Here is a 19,942-nt window from a genome sequence, read left to right as displayed (position 1 = left end):
GATGGGCTCTCTCTTCGCCTTCACGCTGCTGGGCCTGTTCACGGGCGCGGCGTACGCGATCATGGCCAGTGGCCTGGTCCTGACCTACACGACCACCCGGGTGTTCAACATCGCCCACGGTGCCTTCGGCATGTTCCTGGCCTTCGTGTTCTGGGACTTCACCCAGCGCCAGGGGCTGCCGACGCTGCTGTCGCTGGTCCTGGTGGTCGGTGTCGTCGCGCCGGCGATCGGCTGGTTCATCCAGCGCTTCGTCACCCGCGGGCTGGGGGAGGGGCCGGTCTCGGTGGCGCTCGTCGTCACGGTCGGCCTGCTCGTCGGCCTGATCGGCCTGGCCCAGCAGATCTGGCCGCCGGAGCCGCGCGTGCTGCTGCCGTTCTGGTCCGGCACCGGCTGGAAGGTCGGCGACACCTTCGTCACCGCGCACCAGCTGGTCACCCTCCTCTGCGCGATCGCGGTCGCGTTCGGCCTCTACCTGCTGCTCAACCGCACCCGGATCGGAACGGCGATGCGGGCCTCGGTCGACAACCCCGAGCTGCTCAAGCTCTTCGGCGGCAAGCCCGACCGGGTCGCGGCGCTGTCGTGGGCGATCGGCATGTCGCTGGCCGCGCTCGGCGGCATCCTGCTCACGCCGGTCGTGCTGCTCGACTACTACGCGCTGACCCTGCTGGTCATCAACGCCTATGCCGCCGCCATGCTCGGGCGGCTCAAGAGCCTGCCGATGACCTTCGCCGGCGCGATGATCCTGGGGGTCCTCGAGTCCTGGGCGGTCGGCTACCTGCCGACCGACGGCTTCCTCGCGTCCTTCCGCCCGGTCATCCCCGCGCTGTTCCTGTTCGCGATCGTGGTGCTGATGCCGCAGGCACAGCTGCGCATCGGCCAGGTCAAGGGCATCGTCACCGCGCCGGTGCCGACCATGCGGCTCTCGGTCGGCTCCGGTGCGGGGCTGCTGGTCGTGGCGCTGCTGCTCGTCAACGTCGTGGCGCCCAACCAGGTGCTGCTCATCGGCGTCGCGGCGACGTACGCGATGGTGATGCTCTCGCTGGTGCTGCTGACCGGCTACGGCGGCCACGTCTCGCTGGCGCAGTTCACCTTCGCCGGAGTGGGCGCGCTCGCCTACGCCAAGCTCGACGAGCCCAACCTCCTCGGGCTGCTGCTGTCGGCGGTCATCGCCGCCGCCGTCGGTGCCCTGGTCGCGCTGCCGGTGCTGCGGCTCACCGGTCTCTACCTCGCGCTGTCGACGATGGCCTTCGCCGTCTTGATGGACAAGGTCGTCTTCAACGCCGAGTTCGCGTTCAAGTTCAACGGCACGCTCGCTGCCGACCGGCTCTCGATCCTCGGCCTGCGGATCGGCTCGGACACGGCCTACGTCTGGTTCATGGTGCTCGCCTTCGTGCTGCTCGCACTCGGTCTCCTCGTGCTGAGGCGGGGAGCGCTGGGCCGCCTGCTCATCGCGATGCGCGACAGCCCGTCGGCCTGCGGCACCCTCGGCCTGGACCTGCGCTGGTTCAGAGTCGGCCTGTTCGCGCTGTCGGCAGGCGTCGCGGGCCTCGCAGGAGGCCTGTTCGCCGGCCTGCGGGGGACCGTCGGTGCGGCCGACTTCCTCTACTTCCAGTCCCTGCTCGTCCTCCTGCTGGCCGTCGTCTTCGGCGCCACCTCGGTCACCGGCGCACTGCTGGGTGGCACGGCGCTGATGCTGCTGCCCGAGCTCCAGGCGGCCTCGCCGAGCATGGCCGGACTGCTGTTCGCCGTGATCGGCTTCGGCGCCGTGCTCCTGGGCCGCGACCCGAACGGCATCGCCAACCACCTGTTCCGCGTCGGACGGTGGGTGCGCTCGCGGGTCGCGCCCGGGCTCGAGGGCCGGCTGCAGGGGCTGCTGCCCCGGGGTGGCAACGGGGCCGAGGCGGTCGGCTCGGACGGGGCGGTCGACGTACCGCTGGTGGACATGGAGAAGGTGGGCTGAGGTGGCGCTGCTCGAGGTCGACGACGTCGTGGTCCGGTTCGGTGGCGTGACCGCCGTGAACCGGGCGACCTTCACCGCGGACCGGGGCGTGATCACCGGCCTGATCGGCCCCAACGGTGCGGGCAAGACGACCTGCTTCAACGTGATCACCGGACTGCAGAAGCCCACCAAGGGCCGGGTCCGCTACCGCGACAGGGACGTCACCGGCTGGCCGGTCCACCGGCGAGCGCGGCACGGCGTGGGTCGCACCTTCCAGCGACTGGAGGCATTCGGCTCGCTCTCGGTGCGCGACAACGTCCGGGTCGCCCAGGAGATCCACGGCGGACCGCTGGCCTGGTTCGGCGGGCGGCGGGGCGCGGTCTCCGTCGAGATGCTGCTCGACCGGGTCGGCATCACCGAGTACGCCGGCGAGCGTGCCGACTCGATCCCGACCGGCACCGCGCGGCTGCTGGAGCTGGCCCGGTGCCTGGCCAGCAACCCGCAGCTGCTGCTGCTCGACGAGCCGTCCTCGGGCCTCGACGAGACCGAGACCGACGCCTTCGGCGAGCTGCTCGTCGAGCTCGCTGCGGAGGGCTGCTCGATCCTCATGGTCGAGCACGACATGGACCTGGTGATGAGCGTGTGCCACGACATCCACGTGCTCGACTTCGGCGAGATCATCGCCTCGGGCACACCCGCCGACATCCGCACCAACCCGGACGTGCAGCGTGCCTACCTGGGCTACGCCGAGGGCGACAGCGACAACGACAACGGCAACGGCAACGGCAACGGCAACGGCACCAGCGTGATCCCGGCGATCGAGGAGGTGCTCTCATGAGCGTCCCGATCCTCGACGTCATCGACCTGCACGCGGCCTACGGCCGGATCGAGGTGCTGCGCGGCGTCGACCTGTCCGTGCCGCGCGGTGCGGTGATGGCACTGCTCGGCCCCAACGGCGCCGGCAAGTCGACGCTGGTGAAGGTGATCAGCGGCCAGAAGGAGGCGACGTCCGGCGACATCCACCTGGCCGGCGTCCACGTCCAGGGCGCCGCGTCCGACGCGCTGGCGCGGGTGGGGCTGTGCACGATCCCCGAGGGCCGCTCGGTGTTCCCGAACCTGACCGTCGAGGAGAACCTGGTCCTGATGTCGTACGCCGGCGTGCCGGCCGCGGCCGTCCTGGACACCGCCTACGCCTACTTCCCGCGACTCCACGAGCGGCGCCACCAGCTCGCCGGCACCATGTCCGGCGGCGAGCAGCAGATGCTGGCGATGTCGCGGGCGCTGGCCTCCGACCCGGCGCTGCTGCTGCTCGACGAGCTGTCGATGGGCCTGGCGCCGCTGATCGTCGACGAGCTCTACGAGACCGTCGCCCGGATCGCCGAGTCGGGCGTGTCCATCCTCTGCATCGAGCAGTTCGCGCGGACCGCCCTGCAGGTCGCCGACTACGCCGCCGTGATGAGCGGCGGGCGCATCGTGGCCACCGGTGAGCCCGGGGAGATCCTCGAGACCATGGCCGACGTCATCCTGGGAGGGGCAGCATGAAGTCACCACGTCCGACACGCAGCACGATCCGGACCTTCGTGGCGGGAGGCATGGTCGGCTCGCTGGCCCTGCTGGCCGCCGGGCCCACCGCCACACCGGCCTCGGCGGACGACGGTGGCTCGACCCAGTCGGCACCGTACGGCGGGTACACCACCCTGGCCTGGTCGGCTCCGATCCGCGTCGAGATGTTCGAGCCGAGCATCCCGATCCCCGTGGACGCGGGGCAGGCGCAGGTCGAGTTCGACATGGGCTACAGCAAGGTCAAGGCGGACTCGGGCGAGTCCCGGGGGCGGGCCAGCCTGTTCTGGCCCGGCGACCCGGTGGGTGAGGGGCTCAAGACCTTCGGCGAGCAGCTCGGCCTGCCTCCGACGCCGCTCACCGAGAACGGCTACCCGATGCAGGTCAACTCGCAGTACCCCGGGGACACGCCCACCCAGAAGGACGAGTCGATCCCCGGCGCGGTCATGACCACCACGTCCGGCGACGGCACCGCGAGCGCGGAGACCGGCTTCTCGCCGGACGGGACCGTGCTCGGCCCCGACGGCGCGACGGCAGATCCGTCACAGAAGTCCGGCCTGATGGACCTGCTGACCGGCCTGACCGGGATGCTCACCGGTGGTGGGCTCGGCGGCGGCCTCCCGGGCGCTGCGCCGACGGGTACGGCGAGCGCGCCGACCACGCGGGCCTCGGCGCCGGGGCTGCCGCCCCAGCTGGCCGCCCTCATCGACGTCGACGGCTACGTGTCGACCTCGAAGATGGAGGCCAAGGACAGCAAGGTCGTCGGCGTCTCCCGGGCCACGCTCGGCGAGATCCGCCTGCTCGGCGGCCTGATCACCCTCGGCGGCGTCGAGACGGTCGCGAAGACCACCTCCGACGGCACCACCGGCACCGCGACCGGTAGCGCCACCTGGGGCACGATGGCGATCGCCGGCCAGGAGTTCGGGATCGGTCCCGACGGCGCGATCGCGATGGGCAAGACCACCCCGATCCCCGGCCTCAACCAGCTGCCGCTCGACGCGCTCAAGGCGCTCGGCGTCACCATCGAGATCCCGCAGCAGGTCCGCACGGTCGACGGCGACGCCGGCACCAGCATGTCGCAGGGTCTGCGGATCACGATCGACACCAAGCTCCTCTCCCCGCTGCTCAAGGCGCTGCCGACCAACGTCCTCGGCGAGCTGATCCCGGCCCAGGCCGGCCCGCTCAAGGGCGTCGTGTCCGGCCTGTCCAACCTCGCCCCGAAGGTGGTCGTCACGCTCGGCGTCGCCCGCGCCGAGGTCGACACGGTGCCGCCGATCGACATCTCCGCACCGCCGCCGGCAGCCGCGGAGGCCGCCCCGCCGGCTGCCGCCGCCCAGGCGCCTGCTCCGGCGGCGGGTGGGGTCGGCGTACCGTCGGCCGCCACGCCGGTCCCGGTCGGTGCCGCGCCCTCCGCAGGCGCCGCGCCGACGGGCGACCTGGTGGACGCGGCGCCCGCCGGCGCCGGCCTGCCCGAGCTGTTCTCGATCCCCGGCATGCTCCTCGTCGCCGCCTTCGCCCTCGCGGCCGTCGCCGGGTCGTGGTTCCGCCGGCTCGGGGCCGCGGCCCTCGGCATCGGCGCCTCCTGCCCCCACGGCCTCGACAGCGGCCTTCCCGACCTTCGAAAGGCATGAGCCCATGACCACTGCAGCCAACCCGTCCAGCCGTGCCGCCCGAACGCAGGGGCTGCCCCGTGCCGGCGACGCCGGCGGTTCGGGCCGCTCCGGCATCGCGCCGCTGAAGGACAACCACTACGCCCTGCTGCAGGTCGTGCTGTTCTGGGCGGGCGCGATCATGCTCCCGCTCGGGATCGTGGTGATCATCCTCGGCTGGTACGGCGCCGCGAACACGCCGTACCAGTGGGACCAGATGTCGTACGTCGTCTCCGGCGGCATGCTCGGCCTCGGCCTGACCTTCGTCGGCGGCTTCCTCTACTTCGGCGCCTGGCTGGCCCGGATCGCCGCCGACGGCCGCGAGTCCTCGAAGCGTCTCGCCGACACCCTGCTCGTGCTCGCCGAGGTGACCGCGACCTCGGCCCGCACCGACGACCACGGTCACGACGTGGGCGCCATCCCGGTGGTCGCCGGTGGTGGCACCACCATGCACCGGCGCGACTGCGCGCTGATCGCGCACCGTGACGACCTCACCCCGGTGGGCGAGGACAACGCGCACCTGGCTACGTGCCGGGTGTGCCGGCCGACTGCCCGGCGCTGACCTCGCTCTCCTCGCCCGCGCGGTTCCCGAACCAGCGGGCGAGGGGGAGCAGCGTGAGGACCAGCACCATCGGTACGACGAACCCGTACCGCAGCTCGTCCTTCCCGACCACGCCGGTGAGCACCGCGCCGAGCAGCCCGCCGACGTAGTTGAACTGGTTGAACCGCGCGATCACGGCGTCCACCCGCTCGACCGAGCCGCCGGCGATCCGGGCGGCTGCCGAGAAGCTCAGCGGCGCCACCACCGAGATGCCGGCGCCGGTGAGCGTGAAGCCGAGGACCGCGACCGGCCAGGTGGGCGCCGCGGTGACCACGACCAGTCCGCCGCAGGCGATCACGGCGCCGATGCGCAACACCGGCGTGACGCCGTACCGCTCCACGACGGAGTCGCCGGCGAGGCGGACCAGCAGGCTGGCGACGAGGTAGGGCAGCGTCGCGAGGGCGACCCAGCGCGACGGGGCGTCGACGACCTCGTCGAGGTACACCGCTCCCCAGGTCTGGGCGGCCGTGTCGACCATGTAGAAGACGACCATGCCGAGGCCGACCATCAGGATCGGCCGCCAGGGGATAGCGAGGTCGCTCGCTGCGGGAGCGGCGCCGGTGTCGCGGGGCAGGAAGGTCGCGCCCGCGACGACGAGCGGCAGCACGGTGATCAGCGCCGTCCAGGGCAGGTCCACGTCGGCCGTGGCGAGGGTGACCGCCGCGCCGAGCAGGCCGCCGAAGGTCCAGGCGCCGTGGAAGCTCGGCAGGATGGTGCGACCGTAGCGCCGCTCCAGGGCCACCGCCTGCATGTTGGTGGTCGCGTCGACCATGCCGAGCCCGACGCCGTAGACCCCCACCCCGAGGAGGTACGCCGGCCAGACCGGCGCCGCGAGCATCAGTGCCGCCCCGCCGGCGACGAGCACCAGTCCTGACCGCAGCACCCGGGCGCTCGCCACCCGCACCGAGAGCTTCTCGGCCAGCACCGAACCGCCGCCAGCGAGGAGCACGATCGCCAGCAGCACCCCGGAGATCCCGAGCTCCGAGAGGTGCCAGCGGTCCTTGATGTCGGGCAGCCGGGTGGTGAGGCCGATGAAGACGAAGCCCTGGGTGGCGAACCCGGCCGCGATCGCGAGCCGGTAGCGGTGGAGGGGGGTGGGCATGCCGGGATCCTGCCACTTTCGCGGTCCGGTGAGGTGCGAGACCGTTGCGCGCCCACGCCGCTGTAACACGTTGTTCGCGTACCTCCCCGCCCCGTGTCACCTGTACCAGCCCCCCACAGCCCCCGTTCCACGTGGTCTTGCGGCGGGTAGAGGAGCGAACCACGTGTTATAGGGGACACGCGGCCGCCACAGCGGCGGACTACGTGTTACAGCGCCCGGAGCCCCGCGTCCCTCGGCGAAACGACGACTCCGGGAACGACGAACCGAACAGCGTCCGGGATGTCCTGGTACGCCACCGCACACGCAGCCCGGCGGTCGACCGAGGGCGTGGGCTGGCAGGATGTCGGCATGGCCGATTCCGCGTTCCTGGCCCGGCACGGGGCGACCGAGTGGAGCGTCTCGGGACGGCACACGTCCCGCACCGACCTGCCGTTGCTCCCCGAGGGGGAGGAGGTGGCTCGCGGCCTCGCCGACCGGCTCGCCGGCACCACCTTCGCCGAGGTGCTGACCAGCCCGCTGCAGCGCGCCCGGCGTACGGCGGAGCTGGCGGGCTTCCCCGACGCCGAGGTCTGCGACGACCTCCTCGAGTGGGGGTACGGCGACTACGAGGGCCGCACCACCGCGGAGATCCGCGAGGAGGTCCCCGGCTGGACGATCTGGACCCACCCGAGCCCCGGAGGGGAGGCGGCGTCCGCGGTGGCGGCCCGCTGCGACCGTGTCGTCGCCCGGATCCGGGCGGCGGGCGGACCGGTGCTGGTGTTCGCCCACGGGCACGTGCTGCGCGCGCTGGCCGCCCGCTGGCTCGGTCTGCCCGTCGCCGACGGGCGGCTGTTCCGCCTCGACACGGCGACGCTGTCCGAGCTCGGCCACGAGCGGGAGACCCCGGTCCTGCTGCGCTGGAACAGCTGATCTCGGGACAGGTCGCCCCGGGTGCTTGACGAACGGCCCGTCGCACAGCACGGTGTCGACCATGGCGACCGATGAGCCCGGTCCGCCCCACGGCGGATCCGACGGGGTGCGCGTGGAGTGCCCGCGCTGCCCGGCGCCCGTGGCGGAGGTGGGCGACGGGCGCTGGTCGTGCCCGGACCACGGGGTCGTCGTACCCCTCTGGCGACCGATGAGCTCGACCTACGAGGAGTTCGCCGCGCACCTCCAGCGGGTCGGGCCGTTCCCGACCTTCCTGCCCTGGCCGCTCGGTCCGGGCTGGACAGTCAGCGACTTCGCGGCCGTCGTCTCCGACGGCGACGCCCCACGAGCCACGATGGCATGCGTGGCCGGCACCAGCCAGCTCGACGGACCGGTCGACGTGATGGTGATCAGCGAGGAGCCCGGCACCGGCTTCGGCGCGCGCGTCGCCGGCCTCGCCGCCGCCGGTGACACCGAGCTGCTCGACCCGGGCCACGAGGTCGGCGAGGGCCCGCCGCCGGTGCGGGTGCGCGTCGACCAGTACCCCGTCGGCCTGTGGCCGGTCTCGGTGAGCACGTCGCCGGGGGAGTGGGACCGCTCCGTGCTCGCCGGTGAGGCCGGCGGACGCTGGCTGTGGCTGGTGCTGCGCCCGGCCTCCGCGATCCTGCTGCTGCGCGACGACTGGATCCTGCGCGACGTCTCCGCCACCGGCCCGCAGCTGGTCGCTCTCCCGTTCGGGGGACCCGCACCGGCCTGGTGACGGTCCCGGATTTCGCGATTTCCGCTCGCCGGGGCGGCCCGATGCGAGAGCATCCCCTGCGGACCACGAGGAGGCCCGCATGGCGCGGAACGCGCAGGCGCTGCGGCGTCGTACGGCAGAGGCGATCGCGCAGCGATCCGAGATGACGGTCCGCACCCGGACCGCGCCCACGGGCCTGCGGGCCCGGCTGCGCTACGGGTTCGACAACACCATGTCCCGCGGTACGCCGGCCCTGGTGGCCTGGCTGTTCGCCGTCACCGTGCTGCTGGTGGTCGTGTTCGCCGTCATCGACATCGTCTCGGGGATGCGCCGGGACAGGATCGGGTTCTGGGAGGCCGCCTTCCAGGCGCTGCTGCACGCGCTCGACCCGGGAACGGTCGCCGGCGACACCGGCGCGCGCTGGACCTTCATCCTCACGATGCTGGTGCTCACCGTGGCTGGCCTGTTCATCGTCAGCGCCCTGATCGGTGTCATCGCGGCGGGCATCGACGCCCGGATCGCCGAGCTGCGCCGCGGCCGGTCCGTGGTGCTCGAGAGCGACCACTCGGTCATCCTCGGCTGGTCCGACTCCATCTTCACCGTCATCAGCGAGCTCTCGATCGCCAACGAGAGCCGGCGCCGGCCGGTCGTGGCGGTGCTCGCCGACCGCGACAAGGTCGAGATGGAGGAGGAGATCCGCGCCAAGGTCCCCGACCTGCGCGGCACGCGCGTGGTCTGCCGGTCGGGCGCCCCCTCGGACATCGACGACCTCGCGATCGTCAGCCCGACGTCGGCCCGCTCGGTCGTGGTGCTGTCCGGGGACGGCGCCGAGCCGGACCGTGACGTGATCAAGGCGCTGCTCGCCCTGCGCTCCCTGCTCGCCGTCGGCGAGGGCCCGCGGGTCGTCGCGCAGCTGCGCGACCCGGCGAACCTCGAGGTCGCCCGGCTGATCGGCCGCGACCGACCGGGCGGCATCTCGCTGCTCGACATCCGCGAGACGGTCGCCAAGCTCGTCGTCCAGACCTCCCGCCAGTCCGGCGCCGCCGCCGTCTACCGCGAGCTCTTCGACTACGAGGGCGACGAGATCTACTTCCTCGAGCAGCACCCGCTCGCCGGGGCGACGTACGCCGACGCGCAGCTGCACTACGACCAGCTGACCGTCATCGGCGTCGCCGAGGGCAGCAGCGTCCAACTCAACCCGGCCTCGGACACCGTCGTGGGGAACCGGTCGCTCGTCGTCATCGCCGAGGACGACTCCGTCCTCGCGACGGCTCCCCGCTCGGGCGCCGCGGTCGCCGAGGACGCGTTCTCCGACCACGTGCCGGAGCAGCCGCGCCCGACGCACGCCGTCGTGCTGGGCTGGAACGAGCGGGCGCCGATCATCCTGCGCGAGCTCGACCGGTACGCCGCTGCGGGCTCGACGCTGACCGTGGTGACCGAGCACGGCGCGCCCGGCGTGCCGACGACCACGAACCTCACGATCACCGTCGTCGAGGCCGGCACCACCCGGCGCGCGGTCCTCGACGAGCACGTCCCGCCGGGCTGCGACCAGGTGATCGTGCTCTGCTACTCCGACGACCTCGACCCCGAGGCGGCCGACGCCACGACGCTGATCACCCTGCTGCACGTGCGCGACATCCTCGCCCGCTCCGAGAGCAGCACGCCGGTGATCAGCGAGATGATGGACGACCGCAACCGCGTGCTCGCGCAGGTCGCCGACATCGACGACGTCGTCGTCAGCGGCGAGATCGTCAGCCTGATGGTGGCCCAGCTGTCGGAGGACGCCCGGATCGAGCCGGTCTTCCACGACCTGCTCGAGGAGGAGGGCAGCGAGATCTACCTGCGCCCGGCCGAGTGGTACGTCGTGCCGGGGCGCGAGGTGAGCTGGGCGACCGTCGTCGCGGCCGCCGCCCGACGGGGGGAGACCGCGATCGGGTTCTCCTCGCCGCGGCTGGCCGAGGCCGGGTCGCGGGTCGGCGTGACGGTCAACCTGGCCAAGGGCGAGACCGTGGTCGCCGAGCCGGGCGACCGGGTCGTGGTGCTCGCCGAGCTCTGAGGACGTCCCGAACCCGGGGGTGGTGCAGGCACCACCCCCGATCCGGGGCGCTGGGCCCCTGACGACGCCGCGCCGTGCCGCGAGGCTGGAGGCATGTCAGCCCTCCGAACCACCCTCCGCCGCCGGCCGTTCACCGTGCTCGGGTTGCTGACCCTCGTCGTGGTCGGCCTCGGGACCGGCGCACTCAGCGGCGACGTCCTCGACCACGACTGGGGCCGTGCCCTGGCCTACGGCCCCGATCCGCTCGCCGCCGGCAGGTGGGGGACGCTGCTCACCGGGGCGCTGCTCGCGATCGCGCCCTGGTGCTACCTGCCCGTGCTGCTCAGCTTCGGGCTGTGCGCCGGTTACGCCGAGCCGCGGCTCGGCTCGCTGCGCACCGCACTGCTCTGGCTCGTCACCCAGGTCGGCAGCGTCGTGACGGCCTGCCTCCTCGTGCTCGCCGTCGGCCCGGAGTCGCTGCAGCACGCGCGCGACGTCGGGCCGTCCGGCGGAGCACTCGCCGTCGGCGCGGTGATGACCGCCTTCCTCGGTACGACGGCCCGCCGGGTCACCCGCACCGGCCTGGTCGGCTACGTCGTGCTCTCCCTCGTCCTGGGCGGGCACCTGGCGGACGTCGTGCACCTGGTCGCCGTCGCCGCCGGGCTGGCCATCGGGGCGGTGATCGGGCCGCGGCACCGCCCTGTCGTCAACCGCGACCGCGCGATCGAGCACCTGCGCCGCGAGGGCGGCGGCACGCTGTCCTGGATGACCACCTGGCCCGGCGTGCGCTACCTCTACGACCCGCACGGCGAGGGCTACCTCGCCTACCGCCGGCACCTCGGTGTCGCGCTCGCCCTCGGCGACCCGATCGGTACGCCGGGCTGGCGATCCCGCGCGGCCGCGGAGTTCGCGGCCTTCTGCGCCGACGAGCACCTCGTGCCCAGCCACTTCGCCGTCACCGGACCGGTCGCCCGTGCGGTCGGCGGCCGCAGCCTGCAGATCGCCGAGGACACGCTGCTCGACCTGCCCGCGCTGGAGTTCCGTGGCAAGAAGTGGCAGGACGTGCGCACCGCCCGCAACCGCGCCGCCCGCGACGGCATCCGCTTCGAGCTCGTCGTCCTCGCCGACGCCGATCCGCGCATCCTCGCGCAGGTACGGGCGATCAGCGCCGCCTGGCTGCAGCGCCAGCGCACCCCCGAGCTCGGGTTCACCCTCGGCGGCGTCGACCACGCCATGGACCCGCGGGTGCGGGTCGCCTTGGCCCTCGACGCGGACGACCGGGTGCACGGGTTCCTCTCCTGGCTGCCCGTCCACGGCGCGCAGGGGCGCATCGACGGGTGGACGCTCGACCTGATGCGGCGCCCCGACGACGGGTTCCGTCCGGTGATCGAGTTCCTCATCGCCGAGTCCTGCCTGGCGTTCCGGGCCGAGGGCGCGCGCGTCGTGTCCCTGTCGGCCGCGCCCCTTGCGCGGAGCGCGGGCGAGCCCGAGGGTTGGCTGCAACGCGGTCTCGAGCGCTCGGCCCGCGTGCTCGAACCGCTCTACGGCTTCGCGTCGCTGCACGCGTTCAAGGCCAAGTTCTCCCCACGCTGCGAGGCCCTGCACCTGACCTACCGCTCGCTGGGCGAGCTGCCCCGGATCGGCGCGGCGGTCCTGGTCGCCTACCTCGTCACGCCGAGGACTCGCGAGGCCGGCACGCCCTTCGCCTGGCCGGCCCAGGTGAGCGTCGAGCAGGTCGAGCGGCCCGAGACCGAGCGCACGGCGGCCTGACGAGCACGGGTGGGGACCACTAGCCTCGTACGGTGACGATCGACCTCCACACCCACTCCAGCGTCAGCGATGGCACGGCCCCGCCTGCCGAGCTGGTGCGCGAGGCCGCCGCCGCCGGACTGGAGGTCGTGGCGCTCACCGACCACGACACGACGGCCGGCTGGGACGAGGCCGCTGCCGCGGCGGAGGAGGCCGGGATCGGCCTGGTCCGCGGCATCGAGGTCAGCACCCGCTTCCGCGGCTCGGGCGTGCACCTGCTCGCGTACCTCCCCGATCCGGAGGACCCAGCGCTCCAGGCCGAGCTCGCCCGGATCGTCGAGGGGCGCGAGGCGCGGGTGCCGTCGATGCTCGCCCGGCTGCGCGAGCTCGGCATCCCGGCGACCGAGGAGGCACTGGCGGAGGTCAGCCCCGACAATCGGGTGACCGGGCGCCCCCACGTCGCGGACCTGCTGGTGCGGCTCGGCGCGGTGAAGAGCCGCAACGAGGCGTTCGCGCGCTACCTCGCCGACGGCGGTCCGGCGTACGTCGACCGGTACGCCTCCGACCTGGTCGAGATGATCGGGCTGGTCACCGCCGCCCGCGGGGTGTCGGTCATCGCCCACCCGTGGGGCCGCGGCTCCGCGTCGGTGCTCGACGAGGCCGGGTTCGCCGTGCTCGCCGAGGCGGGGCTGGGCGGCATCGAGGTCGACCACCTCGACCACGACCGGGGCGAGCGGGGGCAGCTGCGTGGGATCGCCTCGCGGCTGCGGCTGATCGTCACCGGCTCCAGCGACCACCACGGCACCGGCAAGACCGGGCACGAGCTCGGCTGCGAGACCACCTCGCGGGGCGAGCTGACGCGGCTCCTCGAGCGGGCCGCCGACCTCGGCTCGCCCACCGCTCTCGTGGGAGGGGTCCGCCGATGATCGACGGCGTCCTCCTCGTCGAGGTGTTCGTGACCCTCTTCGTGATCATGGACCCGGTCGGCACCGTGCCGATCTTCCTGTCCCTGACCGCCGGGCGCAGCCCGGCCACGGCGCGCCGCGCCGCCTGGCAGGCCGTCGCCGTCTCCTTCCTGGTGATCACGCTGTTCGCCCTCTTCGGGCAGCAGATCCTCAACTACCTGCACATCTCGCTGCCCGCGCTCCAGTGCGCCGGCGGCCTGCTGCTCCTGCTGGTCGCCCTCGAGCTGCTGACCGGCAAGCAGGACGAGATGACCGCGTCCGCGGACGCCAACATCGCCCTCGTCCCGCTCGGTACGCCGCTGCTCGCCGGCCCGGGCGCGATCGTGGCCACGATGCTCTTCGTCCAGGACATCGGCTCCTGGGGCGACGGCGTCTCGGTGGCCCTCGGTGTGGCCGGCGTGCACGTCGCGCTGTGGGCCGCGATGCGCTACTCGCTCCCGATCCTGCGCCTGATCCGCGACGGCGGTGTCCTGCTCGTCACCCGGATCGCCGGCCTCCTGCTCTCCGCCATCGCCGTCCAGCTGGTCGCCGACGCCGTCCGCGCGTTCATCGCCGGCGAGGGGTAGGCCTACTTCCGGCCGAGGGACTGCAGGCGCTGGAGGGCCGAGCGGGGGACCAGTCGGCTGGCGGTGACGATCGCCTTGTAGCGCTTCGAGGGGATCGACATCGCCCGGCCGCGGTCGAAGTCGGCGAGGGCATCGCGGACCAGGCGGTCCGGCTCGAGCCACAGCAGCCTCGGGGCCGACGCGTCGCGGTCGATGCCGAGGCGCTGGTGGAACTCGGTCCTCACGAAGCCCGGGCACAGCGCCATCACGGTGACGCCCTGGGCGGCGTACTCCTGGTGCGCCCACGCGCTGAACGAGTTCACCCAGGCCTTCGCCGCGCTGTACGTGCCGCGGGGGAGGAAGGCCGCGACGCTCGACACGTTGATCACGCCGCCGTGGCCACGCTCGACCATGCCGCCGAGCGCCGCATGGGTCAGCCGCAGCACCGCGCGCACCAGCACGTCCTGCTGGGCCTGCTCCACGTCGACCGGGTTGTCCAAGAAGCGCTCCTTGAGGCCGAAGCCGGCGTTGTTGACCAGCAGGTCGACCGGGGCGGACCGGTCCGCCAGCCGCGCCTCGACCCGAGCCAGGGCGTCGGCCGCGGTCAGGTCGGCGGGGAGGACCTCCACACCGACGCCGTACGACGACCGCAGCTCGGCGGCGACGGCGGCCAACCGGGCCTCGTCGCGGGCCACCAGGACCAGGTCGTCGCCGCGGCCGGCGAGCTGGCGGGCGAACTCGAGGCCGATACCGGCCGTGGCGCCGGTCACGAGAGCTGTGGGCATGCCGCAACCCTAGGGCCCGATCGGGCATGATGGTCCCGATGAACAGCGTGCAGGCGGCTCCCACGATCCTCGCTGTCGCCAACCAGAAGGGCGGCGTCGCGAAGACGACCAGTGTCGCGTCGATCGGGGCGGCCCTGGCCGAGCGTGGCCAGTCCGTGCTCCTGGTCGACCTCGACCCCCAGGCGTGCCTCACGTTCTCGCTCGGCATCGACCCCGAGGACCTCGAGCTGTCGGTGCACCACGTGCTGACCAAGGGCACCGCGGTCGAGGAGGTGATCTTGGAGACCGACGACGGCGTCGACCTGCTGCCGGCCACCATCGAGCTCGCCCGGGCCGAGGCCGACCTGCTGACCCGCACCGGTCGCGAGCACGTCCTGCGCGGCGTGATGGAGGACCTCCAGGCGAGCGGGCGCAGCTACGACTGGGTGCTGCTCGACTGCCCGCCGTCCCTCGGCGTGCTCACCGTCGCCGCGCTCACCGCCGCGACCGGCGTCCTCATCCCGCTGCAGTGCGAGACCCTGTCCCACCGCGGCGTCGGCCAGCTGCTCGACACCGTGCACGACGTACGCCGGTTCACCAACCGCGACCTCGCGGTGTGGGGCGTCCTGCCGACCCTGTACGACGGCCGCACCAACCACGCCCGCGCGGTGCTCGACACCATCTCGGAGACCTACGAGCTCGACGTCATCGAGCCGCCGATCCCCAAGACCATCAAGTTCGCCGAGGCGCCGGCCGCGGGCCGCTCGATCCTCGCGACCAGCCGCACCAGCAAGGGAGCCGAGGCGTACCGCGAGGTCGCCGCCTCCCTGCTCGCCCGATCGGCACGCTGAGCGCGGTGTCGAAGCACGCCGCCCGCCGCGACGACGGGCGACACCGCGCCCGGCAGCCCGCCGGCCGGCGTCGCGCCGCGCCGGCGCGACCGCGTTACGGCCGGATCACCGCCGTCGCCGCCGCCCTCACCGTGACCGTCGTCGCGGTGGCGGGTGGCTTCGGCCTGCTCCCCGGCGAGCCGGAGGAGCCGGCCGCCGCGAGCCCCGGCGCCACGACGAGCGCCGCCGACCCGACCACACCGGCGGCGGCGACCGCGAAGGACACCCCGGAGCCCGACGAGCCGGTGACCGGCGACCTGGCCGACGCGAGCACCCGGATCGCGGCGCTCTCCGAGTCCACCGAGCTGCCCGCCCGCTCGGGGACCGGCCGCCGGATCGTGTTCAGCGAGGGCCGCCAGCGCGTCTGGCTGGTCGACGGCGACGGCGACGTCGCCCTCACCTACCGCGTCTCGGGCAGCGTCGAGGACAACCTCGACCCCGGCACCTACGCCGTCTACTCCCGCAGCCGTCACGCCGTCGGCGTCGACGACTCCGGCACCATGGAGTACTTCGTCCGGTTCACCCACGGCAACGAGGGCGCCGCGATCGGCTTCCACACCATCCCGGTCGACGACGGCAAGCCGGTGCAGACCCGGGCGCAGCTCGGTACGCCGCTCTCGCACGGCTGCATCCGGCAGGACCGTCCCCACGCGATCGCGCTGTGGGACTTCGCCCCCGTCGGCACCACGGTCGTCGTCACGGCCTGAGCCCGACCGTCCCAGCAGTCCCCTCCGCCACGGAGGCACCGGCAGCCCCACGACGGCGGCCGGGCCGATTTGCCCCTGCCGGGGGGCCTCTGCCTAGGGTGCCCGGATGCTCGCCACGTACGGAAAGCACCTCGTCAAGATCTGCACCGCGCTGCTGGTCCTCGCCCTCGGCGCCTCGCTGGCACACGCACAGACCGCGTCCGCCGCCGCGCCGGAGCCGGTCCCGGCCCCCGCGACCCAGAAGGGCGGCGGCTTCGAGGTCCGCGCGATGACCTTCAACATCCTCACCGCCTCGATGGCCCCCGGCGGCCTCGGCCGCGCGAACGCAGCGGCCACCCAGGTGCAGGAGCGCAAGCGCAACGTGGTCGCCTTCCAGGAGGTCCACCAGTCCCAGCTCAAGGTGCTGCGCAAGCGCCTGCCGCGCTTCAAGTTCTGGCCGCGCCGCACCCTCGACAACTTCAGCGGCGCCATCCAGGTCGCCTGGAAGACCGACGAGTTCGACGAGATCGACAAGGGCCAGATCTACCGCCCGTCGATGGGCAAGATGCGCGCGATCCCGTGGGTCAAGCTCAAGAACCGTGCCACCAAGCGGGTCCTGTACGTCGTCGCGATCCACAACGCCCCCGGCGGCCTCGAGCACGAGCGCGACGTCTCGACCGTGCGTGAGATCAAGCTCATCAAGCGGCTCGGCGCCAAGGGCCAGCCGGTGCTGGTCATGGGCGACATGAACGAGCGCGTCGAGTTCTGCCAGCGCGTCGCCCGGGCCACCGACCTGGTCTCGCTCGGCGGCACCAAGAAGAACCCCTGCCCCGTACCGCCGAAGGCCGGCCCGGACTGGATGCTCGCCACCTGGACGGGCACGAAGTTCAGCGACTACGCCAAGGTCTACAACGGCATCAGCGACCACCCCGTGGTCGTCGGCAACGTCTGGGTCGAGCCCCAGCCCGCCTGACCCCCCACGCACGCCGAAGGAGCCCGCTCCTTCGTCTTGGCGCTCGCTTCGCTCGCGCATGTCGCGCCGCCTGCCAACGCCGTTTCTTCCTCCCCCGCTCGCTCGTTCCTCGCTCGCTCCTCCGTGCAGAAACGGTGGGCGGCGCGACGAGACCGGCTCGGGCCGGTGTGCGGCGTGGGTGGCTCTGTTGGCTGGGCGCTCGCTTCGCTAGCGCATGTCGCGCCGCCTGCCAACGCCGTTTCTTCCTTCCCCGCTCGCTCGTTCCTCGCTCGCTCCTCCGTGCAGAAACGGCGGGCGGCGCGACGAGACCAGCTCGGGCCGGCTGACCCCACGCACGCAGAAGGAGCCCGGGCGCTGCCCGGGCTCCTTCTGTTCTCTCGCTCTGGTGCGGGTACCCCGCTCAGGCGCTCGGCGTCTCCGCCGTGGCGGTGGCGCCGCTGTTGCCGGCACCGCTGCTGCGGCGACGACGCCGCCGGTTGCGGTTGGCCGGACGCTCGCCGCCCTCGGCCGGCGTACCCTCGCCGCCCTCGGCGGCCTTCGCGGCCGGGGCCGACGACTCGGCACCCTCCTCGACCGGCTTGCCGCCGCGGGTGCGGGTCCGGGTGCGCGTGCGGTTGCGCTCGCTCGGCCGCCGCTCGGACCGCTCGCCCGAGCGCTCGGACCGCTCGCCCTTGGGAGCCGGCGGGGCCGGAGGAGCGATCCGGCCCTTCGTGCCGGGGGCGATGCCCTGGTCGTGGTAGAGGTGCTCGGAGGTCGAGTAGGTCTCGAGCGGCTCGTCGAAGGGCAGGTCGAGCGCCTTGTTGATCATCTTCCAGCGGTGCACGTCGGTCGCGTCGACCAGCGTGATCGCGATGCCCGACGCGCCGGCGCGGCCGGTGCGGCCGATCCGGTGGACGTAGGTCTTGTCGTCCTCGGGGCAGGTGTAGTTGACGACGTGGCTGACGCCGGAGACGTCGATGCCGCGGGCGGCGACGTCGGTGGCGACGAGGACCTTGATCTTGTCCTCGCGGAACTTGGTCAGCGCCTTCTCGCGCGCGACCTGCGCCATGTCGCCGTGCAGCGGGCTGGCCTTGAAGCCGCGCTCGACGAGGTCGTCGGCGACGCGCTGGGCCTGGCGCTTGGTGCGGGTGAACACGATCATCTTGTCGGCGTCCTCGGCCTGCAGCAGGCGACCGAGGATCTCCGGCTTGTCGAGGTCGTGGGCCAGGTAGATGAACTGGGCGGTGGCGGGCACCGTCGCGTTCTCGTACGACGACTCGGCGCGGATGTTCATCGGGTGGCGCATGTGCATGCGGGCCAGCGCGACGATCGCGGACGGCATGGTCGCCGAGAACAGCATCGTCTGGCGGGTCTCGGGCGTGAGCCGGAGCAGCTTCTCGACGTCGGGCAGGAAGCCCAGGTCGAGCATCTCGTCGGCCTCGTCGAGGACCAGCGCGTGCACGTGGGAGAGGTCGAGGACCTTGCGGTTGGCCAGGTCGATCAGGCGGCCCGGCGTACCGACGACGATGTCGACGCCCGTCTCGAGGGCCTCGATCTGCGGCTCGTAGCCGACACCGCCGTAGACGGTGAGCACGCGCAGCCCGCGGTCGCGGCTGGCGATCTCGAGGTCGCTGGAGACCTGGATCGCGAGCTCGCGGGTCGGGGCCACGATCAGCGCCTGGGGCTTGCCCTGGGGCAGCTCGGAGTAGTCGGGGTCGCTCGGGGCGACGCTGCGCTGGATCACCGGGATGCCGAAGGCCAACGTCTTGCCGGTGCCGGTGCGCGCCTGGCCGATCAGGTCGGTGCCCATCAGCGCGACGGAGAGGGTCATCTCCTGGATGGCGAAGGGGTGGGTGATCCCGGCCCGCTCCAGCGCGTCGCAGATCTTCGGCATCACGCCGAGGTCACGGAACGTGGGGGCCGCCGCCGCGTCGGTCTCGGTGGTGGACGCAGCGGTGGTGTCGTTGGAAGTCAGTGTTCTGTTCGCTTTCGTGAGTGTCGTCAGCCGGTCGGCATGGCGCCAGATCAATGCGGCTGTTCACACTCAGCCGCGCACATACGTGGGCGGGTGCCCGGGCGGGCCGGCGACGCTCCCGTGAGGGTGCGGGCAGGCTCTCACCGTGATCGAGTCTACTTGTACGCTCAGCGCATGGCTGAATCCGCCGCCGCGACCCCCACCTCCGCCGACGACGACCCGGCCTACCGCGAGGCCGTCGTCGACCTGCTGGGCGCGATCGCGTACGGCGAGATCTCGGCCTTCGAGCGCCTCGCCGAGGACGCCAAGCTGGCGCCCAGCCTGGCCGACAAGGTCGACCTCGCCACCATGGCGAGCGGCGAGCTGACCAAGGTGCACGCCCTCCACGACCGGATCCGTGCCTTCGGCGCCGACCCGTTCGAGGCGATGGTCCCGTTCCGCGAGCCGCTCGACGCCTTCCACCTGCACACGGCCCCGGCCGACTGGTACGAGGGCCTGGTCAAGGCGTACGTCGGCGACGGGCTCGCCAACGACTTCTACCGCGAGATCGCGGCCTACCTCGACCCCGAGACCCGCGACCTGGTCGTCTCCTCGATGGAGGAGGGCACCCACGCCACCTTCGTCGTCGACCGCGTCCGTGCCGCCATCGCCGAGGACGCCCGGCTCGGCGGGCGGCTGGCCCTGTGGGGCCGCCGCCTGATGGGGGAGGCGCTGACCCAGGCCCAGCGGGTCGCCGCCGACCGCGACGCCCTCACCGCGCTGCTCGCCGGTGGCGTCGACCGACCCGGTCTCGACCTGGCCGCGATGGGCCGGATGTTCACCCGGCTCACCGAGCGGCACATGGCCCGGATGGCCGAGCTCGGGCTCGAGGCCTGACCCCGCCGC

18 protein-coding genes are annotated in these 19,942 nt (G+C 72.9%); 15 read left to right on the top strand and 3 right to left on the bottom strand.

Annotation, left to right across the window (positions count from 1 at the left end; all coding sequences use genetic code 11):
• Nucleotide 1 precedes the first annotated feature (1 nt).
• Genes BJ958_RS11780 through BJ958_RS11760 form a run of 5 tightly spaced genes read left to right on the top strand, consistent with a single transcriptional unit; the run spans nt 2 to nt 5,710 of the window.
• Entirely contained in the window at nt 2–1,960 is a 1,959-nt protein-coding gene (locus tag BJ958_RS11780; protein ID WP_179727001.1) for an ABC transporter permease, read from the top strand.
• Nucleotide 1,961: 1 nt separating this feature from the next.
• Nucleotides 1,962–2,777 (top strand): ATP-binding cassette domain-containing protein, encoded by an 816-nt coding sequence (locus BJ958_RS11775; protein ID WP_179727000.1) that lies wholly within the window; start codon nt 1,962–1,964, stop codon nt 2,775–2,777.
• A complete protein-coding gene (locus BJ958_RS11770) occupies nt 2,774–3,481 on the top strand; it encodes an ABC transporter ATP-binding protein (RefSeq protein ID WP_179726999.1) in 708 nt (235 codons plus the stop codon). The genes BJ958_RS11775 and BJ958_RS11770 overlap by 4 nt, the downstream gene beginning before the upstream one ends.
• On the top strand, nt 3,478–5,130 hold the full coding sequence (locus BJ958_RS11765) for a choice-of-anchor P family protein (RefSeq protein WP_179726998.1): 1,653 nt from the start codon (nt 3,478–3,480) through the stop codon (nt 5,128–5,130). Before BJ958_RS11770 ends, BJ958_RS11765 begins: the two co-directional genes overlap by 4 nt.
• A gap of 4 nt (nt 5,131–5,134) precedes the next feature.
• Nucleotides 5,135–5,710: a hypothetical protein gene (locus BJ958_RS11760; RefSeq protein WP_179726997.1), complete on the top strand. Its 576-nt coding sequence runs from the start codon at nt 5,135–5,137 to the stop codon at nt 5,708–5,710.
• On the opposite strand, the gene BJ958_RS11755 is transcribed toward BJ958_RS11760, so the two are convergent.
• Nucleotides 5,673–6,851 (bottom strand): MFS transporter, encoded by a 1,179-nt coding sequence (locus tag BJ958_RS11755; protein WP_179726996.1) that lies wholly within the window; start codon nt 6,849–6,851, stop codon nt 5,673–5,675. The genes BJ958_RS11760 and BJ958_RS11755 overlap by 38 nt on opposite strands.
• 348 nt (nt 6,852–7,199) lie before the next feature.
• On the opposite strand from BJ958_RS11755, the gene BJ958_RS11750 reads away from it, so the two are divergent.
• From BJ958_RS11750 to BJ958_RS11725, 6 genes are all read left to right on the top strand, one after another.
• Nucleotides 7,200–7,760, top strand: a complete 561-nt coding sequence (locus tag BJ958_RS11750) for a histidine phosphatase family protein (protein WP_179726995.1) — start codon at nt 7,200–7,202, stop codon at nt 7,758–7,760.
• A 61-nt stretch (nt 7,761–7,821) separates the two neighbouring features.
• Nucleotides 7,822–8,517: a DUF6758 family protein gene (locus BJ958_RS11745; protein WP_179726994.1), complete on the top strand. Its 696-nt coding sequence runs from the start codon at nt 7,822–7,824 to the stop codon at nt 8,515–8,517.
• 79 nt (nt 8,518–8,596) lie between these two features.
• The gene (locus tag BJ958_RS11740) at nt 8,597–10,552 is read left to right on the top strand and encodes a CASTOR/POLLUX-related putative ion channel (protein ID WP_179726993.1); all 1,956 of its coding nucleotides are present in this window, start codon (nt 8,597–8,599) and stop codon (nt 10,550–10,552) included.
• A 93-nt stretch (nt 10,553–10,645) separates the two neighbouring features.
• Entirely contained in the window at nt 10,646–12,301 is a 1,656-nt protein-coding gene (locus BJ958_RS11735) for a bifunctional lysylphosphatidylglycerol flippase/synthetase MprF (protein WP_179726992.1), read from the top strand.
• 32 nt (nt 12,302–12,333) lie between these two features.
• On the top strand, nt 12,334–13,206 hold the full coding sequence (locus BJ958_RS11730) for a PHP domain-containing protein (RefSeq protein ID WP_179726991.1): 873 nt from the start codon (nt 12,334–12,336) through the stop codon (nt 13,204–13,206).
• Complete coding sequence (locus BJ958_RS11725; RefSeq protein ID WP_179726990.1) at nt 13,203–13,811, top strand: MarC family protein; 609 nt, start codon at nt 13,203–13,205, stop codon at nt 13,809–13,811. Before BJ958_RS11730 ends, BJ958_RS11725 begins: the two co-directional genes overlap by 4 nt.
• 2 nt (nt 13,812–13,813) lie before the next feature.
• On the opposite strand, the gene BJ958_RS11720 is transcribed toward BJ958_RS11725, so the two are convergent.
• Complete coding sequence (locus BJ958_RS11720) at nt 13,814–14,575, bottom strand: SDR family NAD(P)-dependent oxidoreductase (protein ID WP_179726989.1); 762 nt, start codon at nt 14,573–14,575, stop codon at nt 13,814–13,816.
• 38 nt (nt 14,576–14,613) lie between these two features.
• On the opposite strand from BJ958_RS11720, the gene BJ958_RS11715 reads away from it, so the two are divergent.
• From BJ958_RS11715 to BJ958_RS11705, 3 genes are all read left to right on the top strand, one after another.
• On the top strand, nt 14,614–15,405 hold the full coding sequence (locus BJ958_RS11715; RefSeq protein WP_179726988.1) for a ParA family protein: 792 nt from the start codon (nt 14,614–14,616) through the stop codon (nt 15,403–15,405).
• Nucleotides 15,406–15,410: 5 nt separating this feature from the next.
• Nucleotides 15,411–16,151: a L,D-transpeptidase family protein gene (locus BJ958_RS29030; protein WP_179726987.1), complete on the top strand. Its 741-nt coding sequence runs from the start codon at nt 15,411–15,413 to the stop codon at nt 16,149–16,151.
• A gap of 106 nt (nt 16,152–16,257) precedes the next feature.
• Entirely contained in the window at nt 16,258–17,103 is an 846-nt protein-coding gene (locus BJ958_RS11705; RefSeq protein ID WP_179726986.1) for an exonuclease/endonuclease/phosphatase family protein, read from the top strand.
• A 400-nt stretch (nt 17,104–17,503) separates the two neighbouring features.
• Here the strand turns inward: BJ958_RS11705 and BJ958_RS11700 are convergent, their stop codons facing one another.
• Complete coding sequence (locus BJ958_RS11700; protein ID WP_179726985.1) at nt 17,504–18,976, bottom strand: DEAD/DEAH box helicase; 1,473 nt, start codon at nt 18,974–18,976, stop codon at nt 17,504–17,506.
• 255 nt (nt 18,977–19,231) lie between these two features.
• On the opposite strand from BJ958_RS11700, the gene BJ958_RS11695 reads away from it, so the two are divergent.
• Nucleotides 19,232–19,933 (top strand): ferritin-like fold-containing protein, encoded by a 702-nt coding sequence (locus BJ958_RS11695; RefSeq protein WP_179726984.1) that lies wholly within the window; start codon nt 19,232–19,234, stop codon nt 19,931–19,933.
• Nucleotides 19,934–19,942 lie beyond the last annotated feature (9 nt).

The sequence above is a fragment of the Nocardioides kongjuensis genome, assembly GCF_013409625.1.
GTDB classification, from domain to species: Bacteria; Actinomycetota; Actinomycetes; order Propionibacteriales; family Nocardioidaceae; genus Nocardioides; species Nocardioides kongjuensis.
This window is presented reverse-complemented; position numbering and strand designations above follow the sequence as displayed.

What these genes read in the sequence shown, in the direction of transcription:
- BJ958_RS11780 (WP_179727001.1), top strand. Translation starts at nt 2, where the DNA reads ATGGGCTCTCTCTTCGCCTTCACGCTGCTGGGCCTGTTCACGGGCGCG.
- BJ958_RS11770 (WP_179726999.1), top strand. Translation starts at nt 2,774, where the DNA reads ATGAGCGTCCCGATCCTCGACGTCATCGACCTGCACGCGGCCTACGGC.
- BJ958_RS11765 (WP_179726998.1), top strand. Translation starts at nt 3,478, where the DNA reads ATGAAGTCACCACGTCCGACACGCAGCACGATCCGGACCTTCGTGGCG.
- BJ958_RS11760 (WP_179726997.1), top strand. Translation starts at nt 5,135, where the DNA reads ATGACCACTGCAGCCAACCCGTCCAGCCGTGCCGCCCGAACGCAGGGG.
- BJ958_RS11755 (WP_179726996.1), bottom strand. Translation starts at nt 6,851, where the DNA reads ATGCCCACCCCCCTCCACCGCTACCGGCTCGCGATCGCGGCCGGGTTC.
- BJ958_RS11750 (WP_179726995.1), top strand. Translation starts at nt 7,200, where the DNA reads ATGGCCGATTCCGCGTTCCTGGCCCGGCACGGGGCGACCGAGTGGAGC.
- BJ958_RS11745 (WP_179726994.1), top strand. Translation starts at nt 7,822, where the DNA reads ATGGCGACCGATGAGCCCGGTCCGCCCCACGGCGGATCCGACGGGGTG.
- BJ958_RS11740 (WP_179726993.1), top strand. Translation starts at nt 8,597, where the DNA reads ATGGCGCGGAACGCGCAGGCGCTGCGGCGTCGTACGGCAGAGGCGATC.
- BJ958_RS11735 (WP_179726992.1), top strand. Translation starts at nt 10,646, where the DNA reads ATGTCAGCCCTCCGAACCACCCTCCGCCGCCGGCCGTTCACCGTGCTC.
- BJ958_RS11725 (WP_179726990.1), top strand. Translation starts at nt 13,203, where the DNA reads ATGATCGACGGCGTCCTCCTCGTCGAGGTGTTCGTGACCCTCTTCGTG.
- BJ958_RS11720 (WP_179726989.1), bottom strand. Translation starts at nt 14,575, where the DNA reads ATGCCCACAGCTCTCGTGACCGGCGCCACGGCCGGTATCGGCCTCGAG.
- BJ958_RS11715 (WP_179726988.1), top strand. Translation starts at nt 14,614, where the DNA reads ATGAACAGCGTGCAGGCGGCTCCCACGATCCTCGCTGTCGCCAACCAG.
- BJ958_RS11705 (WP_179726986.1), top strand. Translation starts at nt 16,258, where the DNA reads ATGCTCGCCACGTACGGAAAGCACCTCGTCAAGATCTGCACCGCGCTG.
- BJ958_RS11700 (WP_179726985.1), bottom strand. Translation starts at nt 18,976, where the DNA reads ATGCCGAAGATCTGCGACGCGCTGGAGCGGGCCGGGATCACCCACCCC.
- BJ958_RS11695 (WP_179726984.1), top strand. Translation starts at nt 19,232, where the DNA reads ATGGCTGAATCCGCCGCCGCGACCCCCACCTCCGCCGACGACGACCCG.